A 13,847-nucleotide genomic window follows, 5' to 3' on the forward strand; every position below is an offset into this window, starting at 1 on the left:
TCCTTCCCCCCGCCGTTTCATCTTGGCCGCGCCGCTTGTCAGTCAGGCAAAACGATTTGTTTGTGTTCTTTCGACTCTTTGTATAAGACGATCGTATTGCCGATCACTTGCACAAGTTCGGCCCCCGTCCCGGCTGCCAGTTGCTCAGCGACGGTGTAGCGGTCTTCTTCGCAGTTTTGCAACACGCTCACTTTCAACAGTTCGCGCGCCTCCAGCGCTGCGGCAATTTGTTTCGTCATCTCTTCGGTGACGCCGCCTTTGCCGACTTGGAAAATCGGCTTGATATGATGAGCTTGCGCCCGCAAAAACCGTTTTTGTTTTCCCGTCAGCATATGTTACCTCCTTAACGCTTCGATGACAAGCTGTTTCATCCGGTTGACATCCGGCCATTGGCCGGTCCATTTTTCAAACGCTAGCGCTCCCTGGTACACGAGCATGCCGACGCCGTTTTGCACACGAGCGCCGCGTGCTTTCGCTTCCTTCAGCCACTTCGTTTCAAGCGGGTTGTAAATGATATCCGATACGATCGTCCCCGGCTGCAGCCGTTCAAGGGAAAGCGGCTGCGCCTCGACACGCGGATGCATGCCGACAGAAGTGGTATTGATAATAATATCGTATTCGTCAAGCCGCGTTTCCGCCTCGGCGAGTGAAAAATACGCCGAGCGGCCATCCTCCCCTTCGCGCACGAGCTGCTCCGCCTTTTCCACCGTCCGGTTGGTCATATCGATGCGCTTGGCTGCCGTCGACAGCAATGAAAAGTAAATGCCGCGTGCGCCGCCGCCGGCGCCGATCAGCAAAATCCGCTTGCCGTCGAGACTGACGTCCATTTCCTCCTCGAGCGCCTTGACGTAGCCAGGTCCGTCCGTATTATAGCCGACGAGCCGGCCGTTGTCATTGACGATTGTATTTACCGCCCCGATGCGGCGCGCATGGTCGTCGATGTCATCCAAAAATGGAATAACCGCCATCTTATGCGGAATGGTGACGTTCACCCCGGCAATGCCGAGCGCCCGCACGCCGGCGATGGCCTCACTGACTTGCTTCGGGTGAACAGAAAATAGGTGATAGCGCGCCGGGATTCCGAGGCGGACAAACGCGTCGTTATGCATAAGCGGCGACAGCGAATGCTCAACGGGAAACCCGAGCAGCCCATATACGTTCTCCATATTCTCCCCTCCCATCACGTTAAATCAACGATTGACGAATAAATACATCCACCCCTTTTGGAGCATGGACGACGAGCTGGGCTCCCGGGTCGTTGCACGTCACCCAACCAAGTCCGGAAAAGACGATATCCGTCTTCTGCTCCTTCACAGACAGCGACCGCGGCACAAGCGGCGGAAATTCAGCGGCATAGCGTTTGTTTGGCGGCGACAGCAAATCGCCAAGCTGATTGGCATAAAGGGAGTCAGCTTTTTCCAACTTCGTCCGATGAACCGTCAACTCATTGGCCATGTAGCAGACGAACGAGCGGCGCCCGCCTTTGATGTAATCGAGGCGGGCCAAGCCGCCGAAAAAGAGCGTCTGCCCTTCGTTGAGCTGATAAACGCGCGGATGGATTTCCCGCTTCGGCGTAATGATCTTCAAGTCGCGCGCATCAACAAAGTGCGCCATTTGGTGATGGTTGATGATCCCCGGCGTATCATACAGCGTCGCTCCACCCTCAAGCGGAATTTCGATCATATCGAGTGTCGTCCCCGGGAAATATGACGTGGTAATCACATTCCCTTTGCCGGTCGCCTCTTCAATGATCCGATTGATGAACGTCGACTTGCCGACATTCGTGCAGCCGACGACATACACATCGCCGCCGTCGCGGCAACGGTCGATCGCTTCCATCACCTTTGCCATGCCGATTCCTTTTGCCGCGCTCACCAGACAGACGTCTACCGGACGCAGCCCGAGCTCTTCCGCCATGCGGCGCATCCATTGCAACAGCTTTGGATATTTTACCGATCTCGGCAGCAAATCAACTTTGTTGCCGACAAGCAAAATCGGGTTGTCAGCCGCAAACCGTGGCAATCCTGGAATAAAGCTCCCGTTAAAGTCAAAAATATCGACGATGTTGACGACAAGCGCCTTCGATTCCCCGATGCGGTGCAGCATGTTTAAAAAATCGCTGTCATCAAGCGGCACGTCTTGCACTTCGTTGTAATGTTTTAGGCGGAAGCAGCGCTGGCAAATGATTTCTTCCTCGTCTTTTTCGAGCACGCTTTTTGGCGCATAGCCCGCCTTTTTCGGATCGTCAAACTGAATGGCCGCCCCGCAGCCGATGCAACGCAGTTGTGGCTCCACGATCATTCCTCCCAATAAATCATCCCTTTTTTCCGCATAGCGTTTAAAATTTTCCGTTCCATTTTCCGGTTAACGCGCGTCCATAATCCGTCCGTCTGGGCGACCGGGACGACTAAAATCGTATTCAATCCAAGGCGGTTGCCGCCAAGCACATCGGTCAGCAGCTGATCGCCGATGACGACGACTTCCTCTTTGCTCAGCCCCATCATGGCCAGTGCCTGCAAAAATGCGCGCGTCAGCGGTTTGCGCGCCTCGAAAATGAACGGAATGCCAAGCGGTTCGGCAAACGACTGCACGCGTCGTTTATTATTATTCGATACGATCACAACCTTAATGCCCGCCCGCTTGACCGCCTCAAACCAGGCGGCCAGCTCCGGCGTGGCGCTGGGCCGGTCCCATTCAACGAGCGTATTGTCCAGATCGGTGATAATTCCTTTTACCCCTTTTTTCTTCAGCTCGTCCGGCTGAATGTCAATGACGCGCTTCACAAATTGGCTTGGCAAAAAATAATGAAGCATATCGCTCACCTGCCTTTGTCTTTGCTTTTCCCATGATAGCGAATTTGGCCGTTCATTTCAAAACAAAGTTTGGCAGCCGCCCGGCTGCAGACATGCAGAACAGAAAGTTTTCGACAAATTCCGCGCCCTCCCGGTTTGTGGATAACTGTTATCCACAACATTCACAAAGTGATGGTCATGCCTACACTATTTTATAAACAAGTTTTCCACACATTATCCACCATCCCCTGTGGATAACAGAACGGTTGTTCTATTTTGCAAATCATGGTACATTGAAAGTAACCTACCATTATATGTATAAACCCATCATTTCATTCCATTCAAAAGGAGGGCTTCGCCGATGAAACATTTATCGGATGAACTGTTGATCGAGTCGTACTTCAAGGCGAAAGAACTCAACTTAAGCCCGGAATTCATCGAATTGATCGAACAGGAAATCCAGCGCCGCTCATTGACCCATAAAATCAAGCTGTCGTCGTGAAACGGAGGCCTTCGGGCTTTTTTTTTGTTTGCCGCCTTCATCCCGGCGCCTAGCGCCAATAGCCGAGCCGTTCGCCGACTTTCACCGGCATCGGCGCAACGATGCGTGGGTCAGGGGCGAAACTTCCGCGTTCAAACAGCAAGACGACCGTTGAACCGAACGAAAAATACGCCATCTCCTCCCCTTTCACGAGCTGCTCTCCCGTATGGGTCAACTCGATGCTGTTGACGAACATGGCGCCGATTTTGACGATCGCCATCCGCTTGCCGCCTGCCTTTACCTCCGTGATAAGGCGATAATTTTTTTCAAGCGGCCGCTTTCCGTATTTCAAGCCGAGACGGTTGACCGGATACGATTTGCGTCCGAGCGTCCACTGCCTCTCGATCATCCCAGATATTGGGCTGTGGATGCGGTGATAATGGCTCGGGCTTAAATACAGAATAAAAAAGAACCCGTTCACATACGGCTGCGCCGCCTCGGCGCTGCCGAGCATTTCAGCAATCGAATACGGTTTTCCCTTGACGATGATTTCACTGTTTTCCCGGATGATGCCCATTTCTTCAATCACTGCATCAACCGGGCTGACGACGGTGCACTCGTCGTCATCAACGGGCCTCGCGCCGGCTTTGAGCCGGCGGACGAACAGTTGCTGCAGCGTTTTATAATTTTTTAAGCTTTTTTCCATTTCTTCTTGATTAATATGGTAAATCTTCGCATACGATGGTATCAACCAGGCGCTAAAGCGCGACTTGGCGAACGAAGCGAGCAGCTTCGAAGAAAGCGAGTGGTTGGTCAGCTCAATCAACAAACGGTACAGCCATTTTCGCAAGCACGTTCCCTCCAATTTATGAAACGTCCAGTCGTTACTACCTTCCATATTACCGCCAAAATGAGTATAATGGTAGTAGAATTTTCTTTTGGCGTTTTCTGTTGGAAAAGGAGTGGGGAAACTTGTTCTTATCGGACTATCTAGATTATACGTTAAAAAAACTGAAAGCAAACGTGGCAAACATTTTGACGATGACAAACCTGTCGCTTGGCGGCTTTTCCGTCCTGGCTACGCTGAAAGGGCAGCTTCATATGAGCGTGCTGCTCGTTTTTTTAGCAGCGTTTGTCGATCGCTTTGACGGCGCTGTGGCGCGCAAGATGAACATTGAATCCGAACTTGGCAAGCAGCTCGATTCGATGAGCGACATCGTCTCCTTCGGCGTCGCTCCCGCCTTGCTGATGTACCAAGGCTTGTTCCATGAGTTCGGCGCGCCCGGCGCGGTATTCACCGTTTTGTACATCGCTTGCGGCGCCTTCCGCCTCGCTCGCTTCAACATCACAGAAAACAACGGCTACTTTGCGGGGCTGCCGATCACGGCTGCCGGAGTGTTGATGACGTTGGGCTATTTGGCCATTCCGTACTTTCCGCCGCAATCGTTTATGTTTTTGGCGCTCATTTTATCGTTTTTAATGGTCGGCACGTTTAAACTGAAAAAAATATGATGATCATCGGAGCTGCCCTTTCCGTCATCCTAATGGAGCGGGCGGCTTTTTGCGTCTCATGTCACACCTTTTTCCCTTTTCAACCTCCTATATTCAGTATATGATAAATATGGTTTCTTCATAAAAACGCCCAATGGCGTAGATCGTTCGTATGGAAAAAGCGGGGGGATTCATTTGGACAAAACATCGGTCATCGGCATCATCCTTGGTGTCATTGCCGTCGGGCTGGGCATGTACTTTAAGGGCGTTTCGCCTGCTGTATTGATCAATCCGGCCGCCATCCTCATCATTCTCGTCGGGACGGCGGCAGCGGTCGTCATCGCCTTTCCGACGCACGAAATTAAAAAAGTGCCAAAGCTTTTCAAAGTCATTTTCACGGAATCAACGACGCCGACGGTCGAACAACTGATTCCGCTGTTCGTCGATTGGGCGAATATCGCCCGCCGCGAAGGGCTGCTGGCGCTCGAAGCGAAGCTGGATGACATCGAGGATCCGTTTTTGCGCAACGGGCTCAGCATGGCGATCGACGGGCAGACGCAAGAGTTCATCCGCGATGTGATGACGGAAGAAATTGCCGCCATGGAAGAGCGGCACGAGGCGAACGCCGCCATTTTTACACAGGCCGGCACGTATGCGCCGACGCTTGGGGTGTTGGGCGCTGTCATCGGCTTAATCGCTGCGCTCGGGAACATGGAAAATATCGCTGAGCTCGGCAAAGCGATCAGCGCTGCGTTCGTTGCGACCATGCTTGGGATTTTTACCGGCTATGTGCTTTGGCATCCGTTTGCCAACAAACTGCGGCGGAAATCAAAAGAAGAAGCAAAAGTGCGCTACATCATGATCGAAGGGGTGCTCTCCATTTTGGAAGGACAAGCCCCGCGCATGATCGAACAAAAACTTGCGTCCTATTTACCGGAAAGCGAACGCCATCAGGCGCTGGCGCAAGCGCAAGGGGAAACGGTCAATGGCTAAGAAAAAAAAGCACTCACACGATGACCACATAAACGAATCTTGGCTGATTCCGTACGCCGATTTGCTTACGCTGCTTCTCGCCTTGTTTATCGTTCTGTTTGCCAGCAGCCAGATCGACCAAAAAAAGTTTCAAGAAATCGCCCGCGCCTTCAGCACCGCCTTTGCCGGTGGGACAGGGGTGTTTGATTTTCAAAGCCCCATTGAACCGATCACACCGCCTGCGGAAGACGAAAAAGGGCGGCAGCAAAATCAGCAGCAACAGTCTCAGACTCCTTCTTCGTCTATAAACGAAGGAGAAAAAGAAGAGCTGAAACAAATCCAAGTGAAAATTGACAGCTATATTCATCAAAAACACTTGACAGGGAAATTGCAGACATCGTTGACGGATGAAGGGCTTGCCATCACCATTTTGGATGACATTTTATTCGACTCCGGCAGCGCTGAAGTACGCATGAAAGACCGGCGTCTTGCGGCGGAGATCTCCGCTTTGCTCGTCATGAACCCGCCGCGCAATATCATGATCAGCGGCCATACGGACAACGTGCCGATTCATAATGAGAAATTTGCTTCCAATTGGGAGCTGAGCGTCATGCGCGCCGTCAATTTCATGAAAGTGCTGCTTGAAAACAAGCAACTCGATCCGCGCTATTTCAGCGCCAAAGGATATGGCGAATACAAGCCGATCGCCACGAACACGACCGCCGCCGGCCGGATGAAAAACCGGCGTGTCGAAATTTTAATTTTGCCGCGCATCGACGTCAATGATTCGTCCACATCCACTCAGTGACCGCTGCGCCTTCAGCGGGCGGTTTTCTTTAGCCGTCGCTTTGCCAAAACTCTCTTTTCCATGTCCAAACAGAAAAACCGGCGGTTCGCCGGTTTTTCCTCCTTCGTCCGCAAAGACCTTTATTCGAAAAAATCAAAGCTTGATCGTCCACTTAATTACCCCGGCCTTGGCAAGCGCCTCGATCAAAATGACAACGACCGGCCCGACAAACAGCCCGATAAAGCCAAGCAGTTGGAAGCCGAGGTAGACGCTGACGAGCGCCGCAAGCGGGGAAATGCCCAAATTGGTGGAAAACACTTTCGGCTCGATGATCCGCCGCACGACAGTGATGACGATAAACAGCACAATCAGCCCGACGCCAAGCGTATTGTCGCCGTTCGCCATGCTGATGATGCCCCACGGAACAAGCACTGAGCCGGTCCCCAAAATCGGCAAAATGTCGACGATGACGATGACGAGCGCCATCAAGGCAGCGTAATCAATGCCGAGCACGAGCAACCCGGCCAGCGCGAGAAAAAACGTCACCAGGCTGAGCAAAAATTGCGCTTTAATAAAGCCGATCCCCGCCTTGCTCAGCTGGGCGATGACCATCCCGAGCCGCTGGCGGGTGCGCTCTGACAAATAGCGGCTGATCGACTGTTTCATTCGCGGCAAGTCGAGCGAAATGAGAAACAATGCGACCAAATAGACTAAAAAGTGAATGAAAAACGCCGGGATGGCGGTGATATAATGAACGAGCGACTGCGTCAAATTCGTCGCAAACGACAGCAGCATCTGTTGCACCGTGCGCACGCCGCGCTCGAGCGAATCAATGATTTCCTGGGGGATCGAACTTGAATACGACCGCCACGTTTCGATGAGGCGGTTGAACACTTTTGTCGCCTCGCTCAGCACGTACGGAAGGTTTTGCGAGAGCGCCATCACTTGCTGAACCAAAATGACAACTAAAAAATAAAGCGAAAACCCAAGGATTACCAAAAAGAGTGAAAAAATCGCCGTTACGGCGTGCGCGCGCTTCAGCCGATACTGGTCTTGCAGGCGGCGGATAGGCGGCTCCAACAAGAGGGCGGTGGCAAGCGCCAGCAGGAGCGGCACGCTGTACGGCAGCAGCCATAAACAGATCGCCGACAAAAACGCAATGATGATCCAACGTTTCACATGCGTCCCTCATTTAATCAAGATTTGTCAAAATGATGTTCCACTATAAATATAGCGAACACACTGCGGGCCGGCAACTGTTTTTGCGCATAAAGCGAAACAGCGGCTGAACGATCAGCCGCTGTTTTCCCGGTCAGGCGCCTGCCTCATTCCCGAATTTCATGATCGCCGCTTTTCTTTTTCCTGCCGGTAAAACTCATGAAACATTTTCATTAATGCCCGTTTTTCGATGCGCGAGACGTAGCTTCTTGAGATGCCGAGCTCTTTGGCGATTTCACGCTGCGTTTTCTCCCGTTGCCGGCCGAGTCCAAACCGCTTGACGATCACTTCTTTTTCCCGCTCGTCTAGCACGCTGATGTATCGTTTCACTTGCTCAAGCTCCATGTTAAGCTGAATTTCGTCGACGATGTCTTGCTCTTCGGATTTCAAAATATCGAGCAGGCTGATTTCATTTCCTTCCTTATCTTGGCCGATCGGCTTGTGAAGAGAAACGTCCTTGCGTGTTTTTTTCAGTGAACGCAAATGCATCAAGATTTCGTTTTCAATGCATCGGGCCGCATATGTGGCCAACTTCGTCCCTTTCCCCGGCGAATAGCTTTCAATCGCCTTGATCAAGCCGATCGTCCCGATCGAAATTAAATCTTCCACTTCTTCTCCCGTATTTTCGAACTTTTTGACAATATGGGCGACAAGGCGCAAGTTATGTTCGATGAGCCGGTTGCGGGCTTGTTCGTCGCCTTTGGCCATTAACTCCAAGTATTTTTCCTCTTCTTTGGCGCTTAACGGCTGGGGAAACGCGTTGTTTTTAATGTACGAGACGAGAAACGTCAATTCTTTCAACAAAAACGCAAACGCTGAAAAAATGCCGGACATGCTCTCACCCCCGCCTGCTGTCGTCGGCGGAAACCGCCTTATCGTTATGTATATGCAGGGGCGTTGTTGTCCGTGTCTGGACAAAAAATTCAGCCGACCCCCTTAACGAGGCCGGCTGCGGGCAAACGTGCCACCCGTATCAGTGAACAAACACACTCATTTCTTGTGTTGCAGCTCGCCTGCTGTTCCCCTCCCATCCTAGACAGGCGCCCGCCTTGTTACACTCCTGCTTCGGCGCTCACTTCCGCAGCGACGACGAGCGCAATCGACGCCGTAATCACAACTGCCGTGACGATGGCGAACATCCCCGCTCCCTCCTTGGCCTTCTCGTTTATTTTTATTTTACCAAAGAAGACGGGGAACGCTTCCGCCACATTTTGAACAATTCATGAAATTCGACGATCAACAACAGCGCGCGGAGCACCGATCGCACTTTCGACTGAGTCAAGTGGAGTTTCCCCTTTGCTTTATCCACGTCACCAGCCATACGAGTACAATGGACATACATCGTCTCCCCTTTCATCCTTCATTGCTGAACATGTTTACAACAATCGTTGATGGAAAAAGCATTTGCGGTCAACAAGCTCCTCCTCGGCTGCACGCGCGAACCGCTCCTCTTCCCTGTTCCCCTGCCGCGGCTTTCTCCGCTCAATCGTGATCGTGAGAAAAAACAAATGGATCGTCATGCCTCCCCACCTCCTTTCCATGCAAAAAAACCGCAGAAGGAAAGCGCTTCTGCGGCTCAGTGTGCAAAAAGGCCGCAGAAAGCGAGACTACTCCCCTTCTGCGGCCTGATCGCTGTTTTTCGTCATCGGTGCACGTTCATTCCCGGTCGGCGGAAGGTCGAATAGCCATTTTCTGGAATAAATGCGCGAATGTTGACCACATCACCATTGTCATGATCTTCGACCTCCCCTCAGAAATGACGTTACGAAGGTAATTGTATCCAAAAACATTTCCATTGTCAACCATTTTTTATAAAAAACAAGCTCCCCTTTGACGGCAGCATGACGAAACCAAAATGAGGGGGCTGACCTAAAAGGCCGCCTGCCTTCAAGATCGTCACAACGATCGTGCAGCAGAAACAGCAAGCACATATATAGCAGCGAAAGAGGGTGTTCCAATCTTTTTGGAACACCCTCCTTTCATCGACAGTGTAGCAAATTTTCCCGCTTCCATCCACCCGTGCAATGGAAGAGGCGATGGGGAACAATACAAATGACAGCGAGCACGATCATTGAACGGCGGAAAAAGTTATGGTACAGTGGGAGCAGGTTATCGCCTAAAGCATACTATATTTATAGGAATTATAAACTTTATGGAGTGAGGCCATATGGGCAGGGAATTTCTTGATTTGTTCGAGCAATGGGCGGAGTCATACGATCGATCAGTCGAAGGGGGAGATGAGCAATACCGCGATGTGTTTGCCGGTTATGATCGCATTTTAAACACTGTCGCTGATAAAGCCGGCCGTGTTGTGCTTGAATTTGGCGTCGGCACCGGCAATTTGACGAAAAAGCTGCTAGAGCGCGGCAAAACGGTATACGGCATCGAGCCGTCGGCGCCGATGAGGAAAAAAGCAACGGAAAAGCTCGGCGGCCGGGCGGTCATTATGGACGGCGATTTTTTGCAATTTCCGGTTCCTCCTGAGCCAGTCGACACCATTGCCAGCACGTACGCGTTTCACCATTTGACGGATGAGGAAAAAGACGAGGCGCTCGGCAAATATAGCCAACTACTCCAAACTGGTGGTAAAATAGTGTTTGCCGATACGGCGTTTCGCGACAAAAAGGCGTTCCGCCAAGCTGTCGAAGCCGCACGGGCGCGCGGCTTCCACGATTTGGCCGACGATCTCGAGCGCGAATATTACACGACACTTGACGTATTGGCGTCGCTGTTTGCCAGCCATGGCTTTTCCGTCTCCTTTGCGCAGCAAAACGCGTTCGTCTGGGTGATGGAGGCGGTGAAACAACCGACATAGAAAGAGGGAGAACGATGAAGGCAGCCATCATTGGAGCAATGGAAGAAGAAGTGGCCATTTTGCGCGCACGCATGGAAGGGCGCGAGGAAACGGTGATCGCCGGATGCGAGTTTTCCACCGGCCGCCTTGACGGTGCCGAGGTGGTGCTGCTCAAGTCCGGCATCGGCAAGGTGAATGCGGCGATGGGAACGACGCTTTTGCTTGACCGATTCCGCCCTGATTTCGTCATCAACACCGGCTCGGCCGGCGGATTTTTGCCGTCGTTGCGCGTCGGCGATCTCGTCATTTCCGATGAGGTCGTCCACCATGACGTTGATGTGACGGCGTTTGGCTACGTCTACGGGCAAGTGCCCGGCTTGCCGGCGCGCTACCGGGCCGATGGGGCGCTTGTTGAGGCGGCGAAGCAGGCAGCAGCGCGGCTTGACGGTTTGCAGGCGGCGGTCGGTTTGATCGCGACTGGCGATTCGTTTATGAACGATCCGGAACGCGTCAAATTTGTGCGCAGCCAGTTTCCGGAGCTGTGCGCCGTCGAAATGGAGGCAGCCGCCATCGCCCAAGTGTGCGTGCAGTTTGGGACGCCGTTTGTGGTGATTCGGGCGCTGTCCGATATTGCCGGTCAAGAGTCGGATGTGTCGTTTGAACAGTTTTTGGAGACGGCGGCGAAACACTCTGCACAACTGGTGTTGGCTGTGTTGTCCGCCATGCAGAAGCGAAAATAAACGCCAAAACGCCGCCGTCCCGCCGCCAAATGAGCGTGAGGAATGGAGTGACCAACGATGCGGGTAGCAAAAAGCATTCATGAATTAATCGGCCATACGCCGGTCATCGAGATTACACGCTTTCCGTTGCCGGAAGGCGTCCGTTTGTTTGCGAAGCTCGAGTATTTCAACCCAGGCGGAAGCATTAAAGACCGGCTCGGGCAAGAGCTGCTCGAGGAGGCGTTCGCGTCGGGAAAACTAAAAGAAGGGGGCACGATCATCGAGCCGACGGCCGGCAACACCGGCATCGGCTTGGCGCTGGCGGCGATCGGCAAGAACGTCAACGTCATTTTTTGCGTACCGGAAAAATTCAGCGTTGAAAAGCAGCAGCTGATGAAGGCGCTTGGGGCGCAAATTGTCCATACGCCGACCGAAGAGGGGATGGAGGGGGCGATTCGCAAAGCCGAAGAGCTCGCCCGCACGATTCCGGGCGCCTATTGCCCCCAGCAGTTCGAAAACCCGGCCAACCCAAGGACGTATTACAAAACGCTCGGGCCGGAGTTGTGGGACGACTTGGGCGGACAAATCGACGTTTTTGTTGCCGGCGCTGGTTCGGGCGGCACGTTCATGGGGACGGCGACGTTTTTAAAAGAAAAAAATCCGGCCATTAAAACGGTCATCGTTGAGCCGGAAGGATCCATTTTAGGCGGAGGCGAGCCGGGGCCGCACCGAACCGAAGGAATCGGCATGGAGTTTTTGCCGCCGTTTATGGATCCGGAGTATTTTGACGCTATTTACACGATTTCCGACGACGACGCTTTCCGCCGCGTCAGCGAGCTGGCAAGGCGGGAAGGGCTGCTTGTCGGCAGCTCGTCCGGCGCCGCGTTTCATGCCGCTTTGCTCGAGGCGGAACAAGCGAAGCCCGGGACGAACATCGTTGTCATTTTCCCCGACGGGAGCGAGCGATATTTAAGCAAAAACATTTACGAAGGTGGGCGATAAGATGAGACGAAAGACGATGCTCATCCATGGCGGCATCGCAGGCGACCCGTACACTGGGGCGGTGTCGGTCCCAATTTATCAAGTGAGCACGTACAAACAAGAGGAAGTCGGCAAACATAAAGGGTTTGAATACTCGCGCACCGGCAATCCGACGCGCGCGGCGCTCGAAAAGCTCATTGCCGACCTTGAAGGCGGCGAAGCCGGGTTTGCGTTTGCTTCCGGCATGGCCGCCATTACGGCTGTCATGATGCTGTTTCAAAACGGCGACCATATCGTGCTGACCGACGACGTCTATGGCGGCACGTACCGCGTCATGACGAACGTGCTGAACCGGTTCGGGCTTGAGGCGACGTTCGTCGACACGAGCGATGTCGCCAACATTGAAGCGCATATTCGCCCAAACACGAAGGCGATTTACGTTGAAACGCCGACGAATCCGCTTTTGAAAATCACTGACTTGCAAGCCGCCGCCGCCATTGCCCGTGCTCGCGGGCTGCTGTTGATCGTCGATAATACGTTTTCCACTCCGTACTTTCAAACACCGCTTGCGCTTGGCGCCGATATCGTCATCCACAGCGCGACGAAATATTTAGGCGGCCATAGCGACGTCGTCGCCGGGTTGGCGGTTGTCCGCACGCCGGAGCTTGCCGAACGGCTCCATTATGTGCAAAATTCAACCGGAGGCGTGCTCGGCCCGCAAGACTCGTGGCTGCTTATGCGCGGGATCAAAACGCTTGGCGTGCGGATGGAAGAGCATGAACGAAACGCGCGCGCCATTGCCGCCTTTTTGGCCGAGCATACGTCCGTTGCCCGCGTCTATTATCCAGGCCTTCCAAATCATCCGAACCATGAGCTGGCCAAACAACAAATGCGTGGATTCGGCGGCATGATTTCGTTTGATGTCGGCAGCTTGGAGCGCGCGGAGAACGTGCTGTCGCGCGTACGCTACTTTACGCTTGCCGAAAGCTTAGGGGCGGTCGAAAGTTTAATTTCGCTGCCGGGGAAAATGACGCACGCCTCGATTCCGAAAGAGAGGCGCGAACAGCTCGGTATTACAGACGGACTCATCCGCCTGTCCGTCGGGCTTGAGGATGTGAACGATTTGCTCGACGATTTGGCGCAGGCGCTTGGCTGAAATTGCCGCTCCTCCCTTCCGTTCATGTATGATACAGTGAAAGGGGAGAGGAGGGATCGGGCTTGAACGAGCAGCAACGAGACGAGCTGCGGGCGAAGGCGGGCGATTTCAAGATGTACAGCCTTGTCTTGTTCTCGCTCGGTGTGTTTTTCTATTTAGGGACGATCATCCCGGGAGCGCTTGAGGCAGCGAAAAAACCGTTCGCCTTGCTGATGGTTGGAGGCTGTTTCATGGCGGCTTTGTACTGTTCACGTCGCTCCGCCGTTTGCGCCCGCCGCTTGGAGGAAGAGGAAGACCGGTTTGAATGATCAATGGGGCTCGACGAAAAGCGTCATTGCGCTTATGATTGGCGATAATGAAGAAAGGAGCATTCCCGTTAGGAGCTTTTCCGGGGACTTGATCAAAAAAAGCCCTCTTGGTATGATGCAGGGGTGTCAAACAATACCTACCATCATG

Annotated in this window: 18 protein-coding genes; 9 read left to right on the plus strand and 9 right to left on the minus strand. The window is 53.1% G+C overall.

The features are described from left to right. Nucleotides 1–38: 38 nt before the first annotated feature. Genes yhbY through CV945_RS02940 form a run of 4 tightly spaced genes read right to left on the minus strand, consistent with a single transcriptional unit; the run spans nucleotide 39 to nucleotide 2,813 of the window. The gene (gene yhbY, locus CV945_RS02925) at nucleotides 39–332 is read right to left on the minus strand and encodes a ribosome assembly RNA-binding protein YhbY (RefSeq protein WP_033014727.1); all 294 of its coding nucleotides are present in this window, start codon (nucleotides 330–332) and stop codon (nucleotides 39–41) included. Between the two features lie 3 nt (nucleotides 333–335). After that, a complete protein-coding gene (gene aroE, locus CV945_RS02930) occupies nucleotides 336–1,166 on the minus strand; it encodes a shikimate dehydrogenase (RefSeq protein ID WP_095859687.1) in 831 nt (276 codons plus the stop codon). Nucleotides 1,167–1,185: 19 nt separating this feature from the next. After that, on the minus strand, nucleotides 1,186–2,295 hold the full coding sequence (gene yqeH, locus CV945_RS02935; RefSeq protein ID WP_100659102.1) for a ribosome biogenesis GTPase YqeH: 1,110 nt from the start codon (nucleotides 2,293–2,295) through the stop codon (nucleotides 1,186–1,188). Between the two features lie 2 nt (nucleotides 2,296–2,297). Beyond that, complete coding sequence (locus CV945_RS02940) at nucleotides 2,298–2,813, minus strand: YqeG family HAD IIIA-type phosphatase (RefSeq protein ID WP_033011962.1); 516 nt, start codon at nucleotides 2,811–2,813, stop codon at nucleotides 2,298–2,300. Nucleotides 2,814–3,153: 340 nt separating this feature from the next. Here CV945_RS02940 and sda point away from each other — a divergent pair, with 340 nt between their 5' ends. Then, nucleotides 3,154–3,294 (plus strand): sporulation histidine kinase inhibitor Sda, encoded by a 141-nt coding sequence (gene sda, locus CV945_RS02945; RefSeq protein WP_033011961.1) that lies wholly within the window; start codon nucleotides 3,154–3,156, stop codon nucleotides 3,292–3,294. A gap of 49 nt (nucleotides 3,295–3,343) precedes the next feature. Here sda and CV945_RS02950 read toward each other — a convergent pair whose 3' ends face one another. Beyond that, nucleotides 3,344–4,123 (minus strand): phosphatidylserine decarboxylase, encoded by a 780-nt coding sequence (locus CV945_RS02950; protein WP_033011959.1) that lies wholly within the window; start codon nucleotides 4,121–4,123, stop codon nucleotides 3,344–3,346. 122 nt (nucleotides 4,124–4,245) lie between these two features. Here CV945_RS02950 and pssA point away from each other — a divergent pair, with 122 nt between their 5' ends. From pssA to motB, 3 genes are all read left to right on the plus strand, one after another. Continuing rightward, the gene (pssA, locus tag CV945_RS02955; RefSeq protein WP_014196390.1) at nucleotides 4,246–4,785 is read left to right on the plus strand and encodes a CDP-diacylglycerol--serine O-phosphatidyltransferase; all 540 of its coding nucleotides are present in this window, start codon (nucleotides 4,246–4,248) and stop codon (nucleotides 4,783–4,785) included. Between the two features lie 174 nt (nucleotides 4,786–4,959). Beyond that, nucleotides 4,960–5,757 (plus strand): flagellar motor stator protein MotA, encoded by a 798-nt coding sequence (motA, locus tag CV945_RS02960; protein ID WP_033011958.1) that lies wholly within the window; start codon nucleotides 4,960–4,962, stop codon nucleotides 5,755–5,757. Then, nucleotides 5,750–6,544, plus strand: coding sequence for a flagellar motor protein MotB (gene motB / locus CV945_RS02965; protein ID WP_100659094.1), 795 nt, complete (start codon nucleotides 5,750–5,752; stop codon nucleotides 6,542–6,544). The genes motA and motB overlap by 8 nt, the downstream gene beginning before the upstream one ends. 132 nt (nucleotides 6,545–6,676) lie before the next feature. Here the strand turns inward: motB and ytvI are convergent, their stop codons facing one another. The 4 genes from ytvI to CV945_RS02985 form a co-directional block, all read right to left on the minus strand. Beyond that, nucleotides 6,677–7,702 (minus strand): sporulation integral membrane protein YtvI, encoded by a 1,026-nt coding sequence (ytvI, locus tag CV945_RS02970; protein ID WP_100659095.1) that lies wholly within the window; start codon nucleotides 7,700–7,702, stop codon nucleotides 6,677–6,679. 159 nt (nucleotides 7,703–7,861) lie between these two features. Further along, nucleotides 7,862–8,575, minus strand: coding sequence for an RNA polymerase sporulation sigma factor SigK (gene sigK / locus CV945_RS02975; RefSeq protein WP_100659096.1), 714 nt, complete (start codon nucleotides 8,573–8,575; stop codon nucleotides 7,862–7,864). A gap of 218 nt (nucleotides 8,576–8,793) precedes the next feature. Then, nucleotides 8,794–8,949 (minus strand): hypothetical protein, encoded by a 156-nt coding sequence (locus CV945_RS16995; protein WP_157807503.1) that lies wholly within the window; start codon nucleotides 8,947–8,949, stop codon nucleotides 8,794–8,796. 168 nt (nucleotides 8,950–9,117) lie between these two features. Then, nucleotides 9,118–9,261: a YrzI family small protein gene (locus CV945_RS02985; RefSeq protein ID WP_100659097.1), complete on the minus strand. Its 144-nt coding sequence runs from the start codon at nucleotides 9,259–9,261 to the stop codon at nucleotides 9,118–9,120. A gap of 647 nt (nucleotides 9,262–9,908) precedes the next feature. Between CV945_RS02985 and CV945_RS02990 the strand changes: the two genes are divergently transcribed. From CV945_RS02990 to CV945_RS03010, 5 genes are all read left to right on the plus strand, one after another. Further along, nucleotides 9,909–10,556: a class I SAM-dependent methyltransferase gene (locus CV945_RS02990; protein ID WP_100659098.1), complete on the plus strand. Its 648-nt coding sequence runs from the start codon at nucleotides 9,909–9,911 to the stop codon at nucleotides 10,554–10,556. 14 nt (nucleotides 10,557–10,570) lie between these two features. Further along, nucleotides 10,571–11,275, plus strand: coding sequence for a 5'-methylthioadenosine/S-adenosylhomocysteine nucleosidase (mtnN, locus tag CV945_RS02995; protein ID WP_094238999.1), 705 nt, complete (start codon nucleotides 10,571–10,573; stop codon nucleotides 11,273–11,275). A 57-nt stretch (nucleotides 11,276–11,332) separates the two neighbouring features. Next, the gene (locus tag CV945_RS03000) at nucleotides 11,333–12,256 is read left to right on the plus strand and encodes a PLP-dependent cysteine synthase family protein (protein ID WP_033011950.1); all 924 of its coding nucleotides are present in this window, start codon (nucleotides 11,333–11,335) and stop codon (nucleotides 12,254–12,256) included. Between the two features lies 1 nt (nucleotide 12,257). Continuing rightward, nucleotides 12,258–13,391: a bifunctional cystathionine gamma-lyase/homocysteine desulfhydrase gene (locus tag CV945_RS03005; protein ID WP_033011952.1), complete on the plus strand. Its 1,134-nt coding sequence runs from the start codon at nucleotides 12,258–12,260 to the stop codon at nucleotides 13,389–13,391. A gap of 62 nt (nucleotides 13,392–13,453) precedes the next feature. Then, nucleotides 13,454–13,699: a YrhC family protein gene (locus tag CV945_RS03010; protein ID WP_044743315.1), complete on the plus strand. Its 246-nt coding sequence runs from the start codon at nucleotides 13,454–13,456 to the stop codon at nucleotides 13,697–13,699. Nucleotides 13,700–13,847: the final 148 nt, after the last annotated feature.

The organism is Geobacillus sp. Manikaran-105 (genome assembly GCF_002809955.1).
Lineage (GTDB): Bacteria > Bacillota > Bacilli > Bacillales > Anoxybacillaceae > Geobacillus > Geobacillus thermophilus.